Source organism: Dongshaea marina, assembly GCF_003072645.1.
Lineage (GTDB): Bacteria > Pseudomonadota > Gammaproteobacteria > Enterobacterales > Aeromonadaceae > Dongshaea > Dongshaea marina.
Window position 1 is genome coordinate 2,940,218 of record NZ_CP028897.1, and the last position, 14,812, is coordinate 2,955,029.

14 protein-coding genes are annotated in these 14,812 nt (G+C 50.5%); 11 read left to right on the plus strand and 3 right to left on the minus strand.

Translation table 11 applies throughout. The annotated features are described in order from the left end of the window. Positions 1 to 75: 75 nt before the first annotated feature. On the minus strand, positions 76 to 675 hold the full coding sequence (locus tag DB847_RS13845) for a hypothetical protein (RefSeq protein WP_108651230.1): 600 nt from the start codon (positions 673 to 675) through the stop codon (positions 76 to 78). 1,042 nt (positions 676 to 1,717) lie between these two features. Here DB847_RS13845 and DB847_RS13855 point away from each other — a divergent pair. The 5 genes from DB847_RS13855 to DB847_RS13875 all read left to right on the plus strand — a co-directional run bounded on the left by DB847_RS13855 (position 1,718) and on the right by DB847_RS13875 (position 8,109). Continuing rightward, a complete protein-coding gene (locus DB847_RS13855) occupies positions 1,718 to 2,113 on the plus strand; it encodes a Rha family transcriptional regulator (protein WP_108651232.1) in 396 nt (131 codons plus the stop codon). Between the two features lie 201 nt (positions 2,114 to 2,314). Continuing rightward, a complete protein-coding gene (gene istA, locus DB847_RS13860; RefSeq protein WP_108649425.1) occupies positions 2,315 to 3,862 on the plus strand; it encodes an IS21 family transposase in 1,548 nt (515 codons plus the stop codon). A gap of 9 nt (positions 3,863 to 3,871) precedes the next feature. Further along, positions 3,872 to 4,627, plus strand: a complete 756-nt coding sequence (istB, locus tag DB847_RS13865) for an IS21-like element helper ATPase IstB (protein WP_108649424.1) — start codon at positions 3,872 to 3,874, stop codon at positions 4,625 to 4,627. 103 nt (positions 4,628 to 4,730) lie between these two features. Then, the gene (locus DB847_RS13870) at positions 4,731 to 5,123 is read left to right on the plus strand and encodes a hypothetical protein (protein ID WP_108651233.1); all 393 of its coding nucleotides are present in this window, start codon (positions 4,731 to 4,733) and stop codon (positions 5,121 to 5,123) included. A 124-nt stretch (positions 5,124 to 5,247) separates the two neighbouring features. Further along, entirely contained in the window at positions 5,248 to 8,109 is a 2,862-nt protein-coding gene (locus DB847_RS13875; protein ID WP_108651234.1) for a hypothetical protein, read from the plus strand. Positions 8,110 to 8,984: 875 nt separating this feature from the next. Here the strand turns inward: DB847_RS13875 and DB847_RS13880 are convergent. Next, positions 8,985 to 9,572: a Rha family transcriptional regulator gene (locus DB847_RS13880; protein WP_108651235.1), complete on the minus strand. Its 588-nt coding sequence runs from the start codon at positions 9,570 to 9,572 to the stop codon at positions 8,985 to 8,987. A 480-nt stretch (positions 9,573 to 10,052) separates the two neighbouring features. On the opposite strand from DB847_RS13880, the gene DB847_RS13885 reads away from it, so the two are divergent. From DB847_RS13885 to DB847_RS13915, 6 genes are all read left to right on the plus strand, one after another. After that, entirely contained in the window at positions 10,053 to 10,682 is a 630-nt protein-coding gene (locus DB847_RS13885; RefSeq protein ID WP_108651236.1) for a recombinase family protein, read from the plus strand. After that, positions 10,679 to 10,969, plus strand: coding sequence for a hypothetical protein (locus DB847_RS13890; RefSeq protein ID WP_108651237.1), 291 nt, complete (start codon positions 10,679 to 10,681; stop codon positions 10,967 to 10,969). Before DB847_RS13885 ends, DB847_RS13890 begins: the two co-directional genes overlap by 4 nt. Positions 10,970 to 11,954: 985 nt before the next feature. Further along, on the plus strand, positions 11,955 to 12,158 hold the full coding sequence (locus DB847_RS13900; protein ID WP_108651239.1) for a hypothetical protein: 204 nt from the start codon (positions 11,955 to 11,957) through the stop codon (positions 12,156 to 12,158). Positions 12,159 to 12,222: 64 nt separating this feature from the next. After that, on the plus strand, positions 12,223 to 12,519 hold the full coding sequence (locus DB847_RS13905; RefSeq protein ID WP_108651240.1) for a hypothetical protein: 297 nt from the start codon (positions 12,223 to 12,225) through the stop codon (positions 12,517 to 12,519). A gap of 102 nt (positions 12,520 to 12,621) precedes the next feature. Then, positions 12,622 to 12,915, plus strand: a complete 294-nt coding sequence (locus tag DB847_RS13910; RefSeq protein WP_108651241.1) for a hypothetical protein — start codon at positions 12,622 to 12,624, stop codon at positions 12,913 to 12,915. Positions 12,916 to 12,924: 9 nt separating this feature from the next. Then, on the plus strand, positions 12,925 to 13,197 hold the full coding sequence (locus DB847_RS13915) for a hypothetical protein (RefSeq protein WP_108651242.1): 273 nt from the start codon (positions 12,925 to 12,927) through the stop codon (positions 13,195 to 13,197). Positions 13,198 to 13,503: 306 nt separating this feature from the next. Here the strand turns inward: DB847_RS13915 and DB847_RS13925 are convergent, their stop codons facing one another. Beyond that, positions 13,504 to 13,986, minus strand: a complete 483-nt coding sequence (locus DB847_RS13925; protein ID WP_108651244.1) for a RusA family crossover junction endodeoxyribonuclease — start codon at positions 13,984 to 13,986, stop codon at positions 13,504 to 13,506. Positions 13,987 to 14,812: the final 826 nt, after the last annotated feature.

Below are 14,812 nucleotides of genomic sequence, written 5' to 3' on the forward strand. Positions count from 1 at the left end.
TCATACTATATAACTATAGTATCAAGTACGATTATCTGAAGGAAGTAGGGTGGCTCTCTATCAATGCGATGACTCTTAGTGTTTCTCTGTCTGTACCTGGGGGAGCCGACCCTCCAGCGCATCCTTTAGCGCTGGGACCTTTTGGAGCAGGCGCTTACGGAACTTGGCCGTGGCAATTTCGATTATAGCGTTCGCCTTCTCTCGGGCCTCATCCGCATCATCCTGGGTGTTTTCGTCCTGGTCGCAGATAATAGAGCGATAGATATCCTCAACACTCATGTAATCCTTAAACCGGGTGCCAAACACTCTCACTTGAACCTTGCCGCCAAAGTTTAAAACTTTCTTTACGAACTCAGGGGCGTATTCAATAGGGACCAGGTAGCAACAAAACACATGACTTGGACCATCAAATCCGACTTTAATTGAAACAAGGCCAACTTTTGCCAAGTCTCTTTTTGCTGTGAACGTTATTTGAGGGACGTTCGTAACCCTAGTCTCTTCTTGTAACTCCTTGGTTGTTTTACCAGGGAAGTCTATCGTCATTTTGAGGGCGGACTTGTAGTCTCCAGAAACCCTTGAAAGACCAAGCCTCTCATGGGGTATGAGCGGATCATAGTGCAGGAACCCGGACGCCTCCCTTCGCAGTTTTTCACCTCTGGCCGTTAGGTTTTTCACATCGAACTCCTAATATAATTATATATCTAAGTTGAGCCTTTATTATATCCCATGTAAAAGAACTGTTCAGCTTTTGATATAATAAATGGTCGGTTTGCCACTGGGATTTTTATTATGCGTAACTCGAATGAGAGTAAGCCTGTGAAGAAACTTGTCAGCGTTCCATCTGAATTGCTTAGGAAGTTTGAATTATATAAAAGCGAGGGATTAACGGTGCTCAGCTTTAATCAGTTTTTAATTCACACGGCACACGAGAAAATCAAATCAGACCAATCAGCCAGCCGCTGATCCTAATGCTACCAGGGCGGGGGCTGCCTCCGCCTGCCTGCCGTGAATAGTTAAGCATCCCAGGAGAGGGTGACACCAAGGCGGCCAACTGAGCAATCAGCCGAGATAGACTTGCCATGTCCCAATTATGGTGGGAAAATCTGCCATTCTTATTAGCATCGAATCACTGCGCCTAGCCGCAGTTCCTTAGTTTCCCTGGCTCTCACGCCACTAATCACCGACTGACTAAATATGCACTCCGCCCAGCCCTGGGGGGATTATTCGTGCATAAAACAGGAGATAACCATGAGCAAATCACTGTCTGAACTATCCGATAGCTTAATCATCCCAACAGCAGAGCAGCGAGTACAGCTACACAGGGAGCTAATACCGCACCTTTCTCGCAGAGCTACACGAACAAGCCTGGCCATGGATGAGCTGATGACCAGTGGCTTCATAAGTACAGGGAGGCTTGAGAGCGTTGGCACAAACGCAGCAAACCTCATTCGAACTATGGGCCGGTATCTGTCCCTGGTCGGCTGCGTTCTTGTGCATGAGCCAATCCCAAGCAAGCCAAAGTTCGGGAAGTATGCCCTTCGGATGATCCCTGACAATATGCAAGGACGGGACGCGCTTAGGATCGGCATGTGGGGCTGCTAAGCCTCACACCTTAAACCCTCTCTGCCCCGGCCACCAGCCAACATCTGACACTAAAATATCACCGTACCGGCAATAGCTGGGGCTTTACCGTGCCTGTAATTCAGGGAGCAAGACTATGAATACAACTTTATATCCAAAAGGACCAAGCCTAAACAAAGCGATTATTGACAGAATTGTGTACGTCAAGCAAGGGCAGGTTGTGACTGATAGCGCAATCATTGCAGACCACCTGAAAGTGAAGCATTGGCGAGTTTCTCGTGCTGTCGAAAGTGTCATTGATGACTACCCCCACAAAACTGTCGGATTAAGGGTCACAATTTGTGACCCTAAACTTCTAGGTTTTTCCGCCTCATGTTGGACAGTTACAAAGGAGTACCGTGGTCAGAAATACGATGTTTATGTGATGGATAAAGCGATGGTGTCCTTGGTGTCGATGCGCTTTACCACCAAGCAGGCCCGGCAATGGCAGCTTAGGTATTGCGTTTTTTGGTCCATCGCGATCACCCAATAAGATCGATAGCGATCACTGAATAATATCGATCGCGATCGCTCAATAATATCGATGGCGATCACTTTTGAGTTTTATATTATTGGGTGATCGGCATGAATATTATGCAGTCCCGACCGAAATGTTATTCATTTCAACTCCCGTTTCGCAGGTGTTTTTTTAACCGGCTATGCTCTCTGTTTGACCTCGAGCGGAGAGCCAGCCATGCCAACGGTGCATATCACCATGCGAAAACTCAAAGAGATCCTCAGACTCAAGTACCAAGGCGGCCTGAGTCACCGCCAGATCGCAAGCAGCCTGTCTGTGTCTCCGTCGACTGTGTCCAATTACTGCAAAAGGGCCCAACAGATGGGGCTATGCCAATGGCCTCTGCCTGCTGAGTGGGATGAAGAGCGGCTGCGCCGTGAGTTCCTTGAGACCCGGATCACGGTTCGTCAGACACCTCCTCTGCCGGATTGGGCCGTGGCCCATCAGGAGCTCAGACGCAAAGGGATGACGCTACAACTCCTGTGGGAGGAGTATGCTGAGCGACATCCCAAGAACCACTACAGCTATAACCATTACTGCATGCGTTATCGTGAGTGGCGTAAATGCCAGTCTCCCTCAATGCGTCAGAGCCATAAAGCCGGTGAAAAACTGTTTGTTGATTACTGCGGTCCAACCGTGCCCATCGTGGATCCGAGGACTGGGGAGGAGCGTCGGGCTCAGATCTTTGTCGCTGTGATGGGTGCATCCAGCTACACCTACGCCGATGCAACCTTGAGTCAGGGGCTGGAAGACTGGGTGATGAGCCATAAACGGGCCTTCGAATTTCTGGGGGGAGTACCAGAGATGATCGTTCCGGATAATCTCAAAAGCGGAGTCAGTAGAGCGTGTCGCTACGAGCCAGATCTCAATCCTACCTATCAGCAGCTGGCTGCACACTATGGTGTTGCAGTGCTTCCTGCCCGTCCTTACAAGCCCAAAGATAAAGCCAAGGCTGAGGTGGGCGTGCAGATCGTTGAGCGCTGGATCCTGGCAAAACTGCGCCATGAGACCTTCTTCAGTCTGGCTCAGCTAAACCAGCGGATCGGGGCTCTGCTCACCGAGTTGAACAATCGCCCGTTCAAGAAGCTGCCGGGAAGCCGTAAATCACAGTTTGAATTGCTAGACAAACCGGTGCTCAAATCGCTGCCTCAAAACCCCTATCAGTTCACCCGGGTGAAGGCGGTTCGGGTTCATATCGACTATCACATCGAGCTCGACAAGCACTACTACTCGGTTCCCTATACCCTGCTCAAACGCAAGCTTGAAGCGCATATCTGCGACAACCTGGTACGGATCTATCATGGTGGTCGCTGTGTCGCGACACATCCACGCAGCTATCAGCAGGGAGGGCAAACCACCCACCCCGATCATATGCCGGTCGCACACCAAAAGCAGATGCAATGGACCCCGGGACGCTTTCTGAACTGGGCTCAGGAGATAGGCCCCTCCACGCTTGCGGTGATCAAACAGCTGCTCTACCGAAAGTCCCACCCGGAGCTTGGATATCGGGCCAGCCTTGGGATCCTCAACCTGGAAAAGCGATATGGACGCCCCCGCTTAGAAGCGGCCTGCCAGCGAGCAGACCGAACGGGCGTTTACTATCAGAAAGGGATCCGCTCCATCCTGGAAAAGGGGCTGGATGGCCAGCCACTGCCCGAAACTCAGCCGGATCGTCTGGCGGAGCTCACTCACCTCAATATCCGTGGCTCAGGCTACTATCACTAAGGATCAAAGATGACAGAACAACTCAAACAGCAACTTCGGGAGCTGAAACTAAGTGGTATCCGGGATGCCCTGGAAAGGCAACATCAGCAACCCGGGCACTACCAGGAACTCGGGTTCGAAGAGCGACTCAGCCTGCTGCTGGAGCAGGAGCTGACGGATCGGTCTCAGCGGCGGATCGAGCGCCTTATCAAGCAGGCCCGATTCCGGCTGCAGGCAAATCTGGAGCAACTGGATTATCGAAGTGATCGCGGCTTGCATAGAGCCCAGATCCGCTCACTGGCAGAGGGATACTGGCTTAGCCTGGGGCAGACTCTGATCCTGACCGGGGCGACCGGGTGCGGGAAAACCTATCTGGCCTGCGCCCTGGGCCATCACTTCTGTCTGCAGGGACTCGGGGTTCGCTACTTCCGGTTTAAAGAGCTGCTGGAGCAACTGCAGCTGGCTCAGGCTGATGGCAGCTATCGAAAGCTGATGGTTCAGTTGAGAAACACGCCGCTTCTGATCCTCGATGACTGGGGACTGGAGTCGCTGAATGCGCTTCAGCGTAGCGATCTACTGGAGTTAATCGATGCTCGCCATGGTCACGGAGCCACACTGATCGGCAGCCAGCTTCCGCTGGAGCACTGGCACACAATGATCGGTGAATCAACCCATGCGGATGCGATCCTGGATCGTCTGGTTCATGGAGCGATCCGTGTAGAATTATGCGGAGAATCGATGAGAAAAATCACCGCAGAGTTGACGGATGCCGATCACTCAGGGTAAAAAATAACCCAGTCTGTGAGACGGGATGTTGAGGTGATCGACATCATATTATTCGGTGATCGCCATCGCGATAATACGCAGGTATGTTGCGGCACATGAAAAAATGGAGCAGTTCATTCTACAGTCAAAGCGAAACTCAGTAGATACGGCTTGGCAGCAACAGCGACACCACGAGATAGGCTTCCGCCACCAGTTGACCGACTGTATTAAGGCTTTCACCGAGTACGCAGATGAACAGGGTAGCCGCTCCGCTTCGCGATATTACAAGGCAATAACGGATCTGTGCCACAAAACTGTTGGTATCGGCTCTGGTCTGCGAGATGCCCTAACCCCTTTGCAGTTATCCCAGCTTGTCGTTGTTGAGAACGCAGCTATCAGTGCCATCTCATCCTCAATGGCCCGGGAGACCCCATATAAAGAGGTTTACCAAAATGTTAAGGCGGAGCTTGAGTGCCTGGCGATTGCTATGGGGACCTCAACCCCTGTAACAGGATAGGTTTAAAACCTACCCTAGACCCTCACTCCTGCCCCGGCCACCAGCCAACATCTGACGCTCAAATATCACCGTACCGGCAATAGCTGGGGCTTTACTGTGGGTGACATATAAGGATCTTCTTTTGATGAACAAAAAACCCGCAACAGCTGGAGACAGCAAAAATACAGTTCGTGCGATTGCCTCCCCCCGGCCAGCAAAAGTAACTGTTGTCACAAGCACGCAGCCAGCCAGGCTCACAAAGTCATTCCATATCAGCGCATCGGGCGAAATGGTGAAAGAGTCAGGCGGTCAACTGGTCACAGGGAGCTACACAACCCAAGAGTTCGATAATCTATCAGAGTTTTCAGAACTACTTACTGGCCTTGATACGAACCAGGCTCTCATCTTTGGGGTGAGTAACAAAGGCGAATCAGGGCGCATGATGAGCGAAAAAGAATGGATCCGGTCAGGGACGCCAGCTGATGTTACCTTGAGGCAGCTGCGCCATTTTGGGTGGAGCCGGGACAAGTCGGTGCTCATGCTGGACTATGATCCACAGGCAGAAGCTCCGGCGCTGTCCAGGGATGAGTTGGTATCTACAATTCGGAATGCCATCCCAGAACTTCAATCTGTGGAGATGCTTTGGTGGTGTAGTTCCAGCTCTAACATAAGCAACACCCAGACAGAAAAGGCTATAAGCGGTGTTCGCGGACAGCGGTTATATCTTCTCGTTGATAGCGGGGCTCGCATTGCCGACATAGGCAAACTAATAGACAAGCGCCTATGGGCTACTGGTTACGGGTACTTCGCAGTCAGTAGTAGCGGCTCACTTCTCAAACGCTCCCTGGTTGATACGAGCGTATGGCAACCCAACCGCCTTGATTTTGCAGCTGGCGCAGAGTGTAAGCCACCGCTACAGCAAAGCCGGGGTTTGCCTGTGGTCATTCCTGGTGACAACCCTTTCATTCTCACTGAGTCAGTGCTGGAAAGCATCTCACACGATGACCTATCTAAACTTGATGCGCAGGTTCTTGAGCAAGAGGAGCAAAAAAGAGCCGAAGCTCGCCCTCAGCAGCTTATTAAGCGCAACATCTGGCTTGAGTCACAGACCACAAAGATAGTTGATGATGCCAAACTGGATGACAGAGAAGTAACTACCGAAGAGGCAAGGGAGTTAGCAACCAGGGCGCTAGATTCAGGGATACTGACGGGATCCTGGTTGATTCAACTTACTCGCAGGGATGGCGTTCAAGAGTCTGTTCCTGTTGGCCGCATTATGGATAGGCCAGCCTTGTACCATGGCGCAAAAACCAAAGACCCAACAGAGCCAGAGTATGACGGCGGCCGATGGGTAGGGAAATTGTATCTTATGGATGGTAGGCCAACTCTCTACTCTCAGGCTCATGGCGGGAAGAGCTATAAGCTACTGCGCCAGGTTTCGGAAATTGAACTGGTGTCAGGTAAAACAGTGGACGCAACCCAAAGAACAATCGAGCTAATGAGTGTGATGCCGGATATTTTTGACCATGGGGATAAGCTGGTTCAAGTATCCGGTGGCGTGATGCGACCATTTACGCAAGGCTCTCTTAGGTTTTGGTTGGGCCAGCGCATACAATACTGGTCAAACAGGAAGTTAAAGAATGGGGAGCTCACCAAGGTGAACCGTGACGCCCCCAAAGAACTCCCGCTTATGGTGCTTGAGCTTGGGCGTGACCGGGGTTTACAGCAGATAAAGGCCGTAGTTACCGCCCCTGTACTTACGCACGACGGACGCCTACTAAACCGCCCTGGGCTTGATAGCCTGTCTGGTATTTTTTGCGCATTCAATCCTGACGACACAGCACCCGTCCCCTCCAGGCCATCTGAACAGCAAATGCTAGATGCTGTTGATATACTCATGCGCCCGTTTCAGGACTTTGCATTTTGCACTCCGCTTGACCGTTCTGTTCTCATGGCCGCGCTACTGTCGGCAGCTATCCGGCTTGCGGTCTCCACCTGCCCTGGCTTCGCATTCGACGCACCCATCCAAGGTTCAGGTAAAACTCTACTCGCCCGGTGTGTCGGTGCGCTCTGTACCGGATCAGACCCCGCAGCACTCCCACCACCGAAAGGAAATGATGAGGGAGAGGTACGAAAGAGACTTACAGCACTCCTGTCTGAGGGTTCCCGCTACTGTCTCTGGGATAACGTTCTTGGTGTTCTTGATTCAGCAGCTATTGCAGCAGCATTCACAAGCGCCAGCTCAAAGGACAGGATCCTGGGGCAAAGCTCTATGGTGGAGTCTGCAAATCACATGCTGTTCGTCATCACAGGAAACAATGTAAGCCTCGGCGGTGATATGCCCAGGCGTGTCTATACATGCCGAATAAACCCAGAAACAGACAGGCCGTATGCCAGGCGATTTAACTTCGATCCGCTACAGCACTGCTTGGCAAACCGTCAGCAAATGGTAGCGGCAGCTCTGACCATTATTCGTTACAGACAGCAAAGCCAAGAGCCATTAGCCGATGGATCCACAGCATCATTTGAACAGTGGGATGACATGGTAAGGCAGCCCATAGCCCTGGTCTCTCGATTGCGCCCCCAAGATTATGGTGACGTTATGGAAGTGATGAACAATGCTCAGCGCTCAGACCCGGAGCAAGAGGATCTGCTCAACCTTATCAGGGGCGTTCATGCGTGTTTCGGGGTTAACCGGGTGACAGCAGCAGATATAAAAAACGCTATTACTGGCGACAGGAACATTCGACCAAAGGCACAAATATCCACTAACCAAAGAGATATTGAGTCGCTAAAGGATGCCCTTGAGTCAATATGTGGGCGACCGGCGCAGCAGTTAACATCAAAGACTATATCCCGCACATTACAGAACCGGAACGAGCGTCTTGTCCAAGGGTGCTGCTTGCGCATGGCCCCGTCTCGAAAAAACGGTGCCTCTTACTGGGTGGAGATTCGACAGAACTGTAGCGTGCTCGACAGCGGTTTGATTGCCGCCGTTCAAACTTAACATTCGGGTATTTTTTATACAAAAAAGATTATAAAGGGGGTTTCGGGGGTTTCGGGGGTTTCGGGGGTTTCGGGGGTTTCAGGGTGTTTCAATATCAATACCTTTTCAATTGTTATCCCGGATAACTCCTGCGCGTCTAGTTATTTTGAATCCCCCGAAGCACCCGAATCCCCCCTAGCACTCCAGTAAGGTTATAAATTGAACAAAAACTGAGTATTTTGCAGACATCATATCAACTAGGTCAGTTTTTAAGGGCATGGGTACAATAACTACCGGGATAACCGTGACAAACTACCGGGATAACCGTGACAAACTTAGACTCCAAAATAGGCTCTCAGCCCAGCTATGGCACGGCTCTCAGCGTTTTGCTATTTTTCCGTACTAGTATTTACTAATAAATACTATAGGAGCCTCCTTTGGGAGGGGCTCCAACAACCCCCAGCCAGGCTCCCCCCAGACCGGCACAAGTCGAACCAACGAAAACCAAACGAACACCAGCAAGCTCTCAACAGAATGCGACCAAGAGGAACAAGCAGGTTGAGAACCACCCGAGAAGCGGCCGCTGTGAGTCCCTGAGATGAATGGGAGCGCGATCCAGGCTCCGACCCTGACAAACCTGTTTTAGGCTAATAGTGGAGCCTACAGGAACGCATTTAGGCATTGAGCAGCCAGAAAAGATTGTAAAAGTTACGGGCTCTGGATAACTATACCGCTCCCCTGTAAGCGCAGGTTAAGCACATTCAAATAGTGCTCATGCGTGTTTCGGGGATGACCGTGACAAACTATAGTGCTCAAGAACACAAGCTGGCTCACATTCCAGAACGGCGCACTGTTCTTTGGTTGGTTAGCTGCCCAGATTATCCCCCAGGGCAGGATCAGAGCTCAGCCTTAAGGGGATGTCGCCAAATATCGCCTTTGACCCCCTGTATATGCTTCCAAATGTTACCGGAAACCTTAGTATTCCTTAGCAAAATGTATCCAAATATAACCATCCAACAGCAGAGGGGGAGGCTGGCTGAGCGCTTGGTTTGCGCCTGGTTTGCGCTGGTTTGCGCCTGGTCTTTCTTGGTCCGCTTGTAATCAGCCAGCTCCCGGCCACACATAAATGCCAGCTCCTTACTCTTCTTAATCTGGGATGCCAGGCGTTCCAGCTTTTTAATGCTTGGCTCCTGGTTTCGGGCCTCATACTCCATTGCATTGAACGCATCTATATAGCGTTTCTTCCACATCGCGGCCTTCTTTCCAGTGAACCCCATACAAAGGAACGCAAATCCATCTTTAGTCATCAGGAAACAAGGTGCGTCCTTGTTTTGCGCGGTTTTGTAGGAGGAGGGCGAGAAATATCGCTCTCTAAATTCGTCAGAACATTCCATCTGTCGGATGCTTTTCATCACATCTTTATGTGGCTTTCCGAACTTCTCAGCCACCTTGAGGGATAACACCATCGGCACACCATCCACCATGGTTACCAACTCCTCTATGACACAATTTTCATTAGGCGCTAGGGCCTGGTTTGCGCCTGGTCCGCACTTGGTCCGCACTTGGTCCGCACTTGGTTTGCGCTTGGTTTGCGCTTGGTGCGCACTCTCTCAGGGTGCGCACTTTGCCTCGAACATTAACTACCGGCCTGGAACTACCGACCTCCATTTTAAATACCGACCTGGAACTACCGGAATAATCCCGTCCTTGGGTTTAACCGTCCATCGACCCCGGCCAGAGAGCCATGCTCAAAGAGCGACGGCATTGTACCAGAGAACCCTCTACCGATTTTTCTGAATCCATCGAGCAAGGCGGATCCCCTTCTTGCATCGTCAAAACACCCAGTCTCAGTGAGTATCCCTTTTGATACCACCCATTATTGATACCAATCAATCGTAATGAGACCATCTATATGATACCATATTGTGATACCAATGTTTTTGAGACCATGAGAAGGCAGCACCATGTTTGTACGCGCATATCTAAGAGCATCGACCAAAGAGCAGGACGCAGAACGCGCAAGGGAAAGGCTGATCCAGTTTGCAGAAGGGAACAATCAGCAGATTGCATCCTTCTATGTTGAGAATGAATCTGGCACCAAGTTAGAACGCCCCGAGCTCAACCGCCTACTGTCCGACTCACACCCAGGTGACATTATCCTGATAGAGTCAGTGGATCGCCTTACCCGTTTACAACGTGAACAGTGGGAGCTACTCAAGCAGCGCATGGGTGAAAAGCGGATCCGAGTAGTTGCCCTCGACCTACCTACCTCTCACCGAGCTCTGACCCAGACAGAGAGCGATGGGTTCACCGATGCCATGCTGGACGCTATCAATGGAATGATGCTGGATATGCTGGCCGCCATCGCACTAAAGGACTACGAACAAAGACGCCAACGACAGGCAGAAGGATTGAAGCGAGCAAAAGACCGGGGTGTTCTGACAGGACGCAAAGCAGATCCAAAGCTACACGCCCAGGTAGAGGCACTACTTGAAGCAGGAAAGAGCTGGAACCAGATAACCGAACTGGCCGATGTATCACGAGCCACAGTTTCACGAATCGCCAAGAAGATGAAAAAGGAATCTATCCAATGACCGAGACTCTCTATGTTTTTGAGGATGACTGCTCCCCTACCTTGGGTGAACAGCTCGACGCTTTAACTGCCGCCTCCAACTCCTGGGATCAGATATTGATTGAAAGGCCAACCCGGCGAGCGGTGAAGTCCAGATCCGCAAAGCGCAGGCGTGATATAGATGAAGTGGCCCCAGCGATAACCAACAGAACAGGCGTCCCCATTGATAAGGTGATCCGAGTTATCAGCCTGTACCACAAGGAGCGCGGCAAGCTGTACGCACAGCAGGCGGTGAACATCAGCTCCTGAGTTGATTTTTCGTCAGAAATTAAAGGTGTAGAATTTACACCTTTATTTTTTTGGGTGTGCTGATTACCAATCTTTTCGCGGAAAGCCTCATCCTGAGCTTGCGAAGGGTGGGGAGCAGTCACCCAGCATCTTTGCCAGTCCACCCTCATTTGATTCTGTTACGCTTTCATATTGAATTGATAGCCCGTACCATGCCCGGAACACTACCGGATAGCTCAAAATTGAGCCGCCCCCTGCCGCCAGCTTTAAAAGTTTTGGTTTAGCAGGGTTATCCCCCTGTAGATTTTACAGAGGATCGCCTTATTTTTAGCCGGTCGGTGAATAGCGCTTGAATAATTATGTTCTACACCAGAGAGCACAGGAGGCAGAGATGCGAACCCAAACGCGAGAGAGAGTTATCAACGAGTCGAAGCATATTCGGCGCGAGCTCACTGATACGATTCGGGAGTTCGTCGCTTATGCTCAGCGCCAAGGCAGCCAGAACGGGAGAATGTACTATTCCATCATCACCAGGCTATGCAATGCTGTCGCCGGTATCGGTAGGGAACGGGAGGTGTGTAGAACCCCATGAGCTGCTCAGACTTATGAGTATCGAGTGTTATATAGCCATACAGGCTACCCTATATTGGAATGATTTAACGTCGTAAGTGCCGCATACTTGTGTGGCATCAACATAAGGGGCGTAGCTGCTCCTACGGCATTCTGTCATTAAAAAACGTATAGAAGCATGATTGTTATAACTATAATCAGCAAAGTTCCTACGATAGCACCGATAATGGCACAACGACGACACCATTTATCCTCACCATTTCCATTCCTACCCATAAAAACCGCTCTAACTATAGCCACTAATTTGAATATAGTACCTTCATGACTTGTTAGTTGAGTAGCACTCAGCCTGTTGTATCTACCCTTCAGATTCTAATCCATCCTGGCTCACTCTATGCAAGTGCTCAGATGAGACTGATAATTGACAGAGGTAAGTATGAGCGCAAGACAGAGGCTAATCCAAGCTCTGAAAGAGATGGAAGCAGAGGAAGGAATTGAAGCTGTAAGTATCACCCTGGCAGCATCGTTGCTGACCATAGCTGAACGTTCATCTAATGGACGTATTTCTTGGCAGATTGATTCAGGTATTGTTAGTGGAGATTTAGTTGCGGAGGTCAGGCAGAGAGCACTTGTCAGTTAAGACAATAGAAGTCTCCATGAATTATGTCGTAGCATTGCAATCAAGGTAATTAAGGAAGGACGACATGATGATTGAATTTGATTGGGATGTTCACAAGCCAGGGTTGAACCCGGTGGATATTATAGGAGCCAGCAGCACCACTTCCCATTCGGCGTGGCTAACGTCTGAGAACCAAATGTATTGTTATTTAGTGAAAATAACTGACTCAGACCGGTATGGGTTTCAGGGGGTTATCGAGCAGGTTATTCCTGGCCAAAACTTCCCTCGATGGGTTAGTGCAAATAGAGAAGTGCCCTTGCATACAGGACTAGAAGCTCAGTTTTTAGCTGAGCATGTGATGGAGCTTGTTGAGGAAATTTGATCCATACTTATGGGGCCACCTTGGGTCTGTACCCTCTATGGTTCCATAGCCTCCACCATAGCGCCAAGGTGGCGAACTGTTTTTCCAAGGATAGGAGAGACCATGTTCAAGAAACATCCTCAAGCCTATGAGATGATCCGGCAGGCGTTAACTTTCCTCGCTGAAACGGATGTTCCTCTCATCGAGAAAGCTGAGCATGTGGCCCCATATATTGCACCACTTAGCAGCATGTCAGACCTACCTGACTTTGTGGGTGAAGAGCTCAAGGTGTTACAGACACAGATTATGAAGTTACACATGGGAGCTCAGGATGAGTTGCTGGCAGATGATGTGCTTCAGTCGTTACTCAGTTTGTTTGAAGCAATCTGCGAGGCTGAGTTTTCGGATCGAGAGTAGGAGGTATTTATGCCAGGAAGGTTAAAAGAGCTCCCAACGGAAGAGCTTACAAGGGTCAGAGATAAGGTTGAAGCCGTTCTGAGGCAAAATGCAGGTGAATGGATGAGAGTCAAAGATGTTTCAGAGATTGTTGATATACCACCAGAGCGCACTCTACAAGCCTTAAGAGACTTATTCAATGTTGATACGAACTTTGAAAAGCTAGTAAAAGATGGTGTTAGCCTGTTTAGATACTCCCCATCAGCAGAGCTATGGAGAAAGGTCCTAAGTACGCCTCTGTGAGCACGCTATGCTTCAGGCGCTATACTACTTCACTAATTTGATAGGGGCTTGTCGTCGGGCAAAACTAGTGTATAGGAATCGTCTTTTTCAGCTTTGATTATTCGACCAGTCGGATAGAACTCAGCAGCATACTTTTTGGCCTCTTCAAGACTCCCACGCTCAAGCAAAATTTCGATGAGTTTATCCGGTGGGATTTCAACTACAACGGTGTATGTCGTCACTCTTTTACTACTCAGACTTGTTACTGTTAGATTTGACAGTAACAAGTCTGAAGAAGAATACCAAGTTGTTAGCTCTGCTATCATTCTATATAGATATATTTTTACTTCGATGCGCCCGGCCATACCGACTCATAGCATGACTCTGTGGTCGGGTATTTTTATCAGCAAACCACGCCGGGAGCCCCTCTGTATGGGGAGTGATCCGCAGGTACGACCGACCGCCTTTTATGATAGGCCCCTTAATTGAACGGATAGACTGAACCTGGCTGTCGTCTTTGATGGCACCGCACTGTACCAGGGCATCGAGTACCGCCTTGCTAAAGTTATCGCTGTCATAGCGCCTTTTGGTCGCGGGACACAGCACCAGCTCCACATCCACCAGGTCGGAGATCCGAGCGTTGTACGCCCCTGCTTCCCAGATAGAGACCTCGGCACGCTTCTGGAACCTCCGGGCCTCATCCCCTTTTCGGATCCGCAGCTTTCCGTTCTGAACGGTTGGCTTATGGTGCTTGTTAACGGATGGCGGGAAGTCGAACTTGATAGTGAGCGGTAGTTTTTCGTGTGGCATGACTGGCTCCTTTGGTGCCTATTTTACCAGTCATTCAGGGGGAAGCGCCCGTTAAAAAACCGCCAAAATGAGCGAGGTTCGAACAAGGCTAATATATACACAACCCGCTCGGGCTCCTTGCTGGGATTGGAGTTCAGGCGATTGATTGGCAAAAAAACGAACAACTTTCGTTCGGTTTTTCGTTCGGTATTGGGGCGGGAAGGATGTCAATTTCAACGGATCCTCTTCGCTTGCTCTCTTGCCTTGGCAGAATCAGACACCAGGCACCCGCAGCTTTGGGTAGCGCCCGCCCTCACCGTGGAGTTGTCTCGTACAATCTCAGCCCCACAGTCACAGCGGAAGCGGGATTTTGACTTGCCACGCTCAACAGGCACAGGCCCCAAAACAGTTAACCGGCCGTACCGCTCACCAGGTTGAAAGGACCGGCGCTTGTGAGCTGATTGTTCAGCCGTCCTCGGCCCTCGCAGTTTGCTCATGCAACCGCAACTGGTTGTGTGTCCGCCCCTGAGACTCTGCGCTGCCCTGGTGACTGTCCTCCCGCAGTCGCAGAGGCAGACGTAGTGGATCAGCCTTGATGGGTTGCCCTCATCTCGATGCAAAACAGTCAGGTGATTGAACCGGGTGCCCTTGGGGATCGCCCCTATCGCTCCCTTTTGGTGCCTGAGAGGCTTTACACAGCCACAGTGCCAGCGTTCCCCCGTGACAACTTGAGTATTCTTGAAGGTCTTAACCGATCCGCACCGACACCGGAACTCAGACAAGGACGGACCAGACTTAACCGGGACGTTCGCCACCACAGTAAGATGATTGAACACCAGCCCAGGTT

Excerpts from the sequence above, each read along its gene's own strand:
- DB847_RS13880 (WP_108651235.1), bottom strand. The coding sequence starts at position 9,572 with ATGGTGGATGGTGTGCCGATGGTGTTATCCCTCAAGGTGGCTGAGAAG.
- DB847_RS13890 (WP_108651237.1), top strand. The coding sequence starts at position 10,679 with ATGACCGAGACTCTCTATGTTTTTGAGGATGACTGCTCCCCTACCTTG.
- DB847_RS13855 (WP_108651232.1), top strand. The coding sequence starts at position 1,718 with ATGAATACAACTTTATATCCAAAAGGACCAAGCCTAAACAAAGCGATT.
- DB847_RS13915 (WP_108651242.1), top strand. The coding sequence starts at position 12,925 with ATGCCAGGAAGGTTAAAAGAGCTCCCAACGGAAGAGCTTACAAGGGTC.
- DB847_RS13900 (WP_108651239.1), top strand. The coding sequence starts at position 11,955 with ATGAGCGCAAGACAGAGGCTAATCCAAGCTCTGAAAGAGATGGAAGCA.
- istA (WP_108649425.1), top strand. The coding sequence starts at position 2,315 with ATGCCAACGGTGCATATCACCATGCGAAAACTCAAAGAGATCCTCAGA.
- DB847_RS13910 (WP_108651241.1), top strand. The coding sequence starts at position 12,622 with ATGTTCAAGAAACATCCTCAAGCCTATGAGATGATCCGGCAGGCGTTA.
- DB847_RS13925 (WP_108651244.1), bottom strand. The coding sequence starts at position 13,986 with ATGCCACACGAAAAACTACCGCTCACTATCAAGTTCGACTTCCCGCCA.
- DB847_RS13875 (WP_108651234.1), top strand. The coding sequence starts at position 5,248 with ATGAACAAAAAACCCGCAACAGCTGGAGACAGCAAAAATACAGTTCGT.
- istB (WP_108649424.1), top strand. The coding sequence starts at position 3,872 with ATGACAGAACAACTCAAACAGCAACTTCGGGAGCTGAAACTAAGTGGT.
- DB847_RS13885 (WP_108651236.1), top strand. The coding sequence starts at position 10,053 with ATGTTTGTACGCGCATATCTAAGAGCATCGACCAAAGAGCAGGACGCA.
- DB847_RS13905 (WP_108651240.1), top strand. The coding sequence starts at position 12,223 with ATGATGATTGAATTTGATTGGGATGTTCACAAGCCAGGGTTGAACCCG.
- DB847_RS13870 (WP_108651233.1), top strand. The coding sequence starts at position 4,731 with ATGGAGCAGTTCATTCTACAGTCAAAGCGAAACTCAGTAGATACGGCT.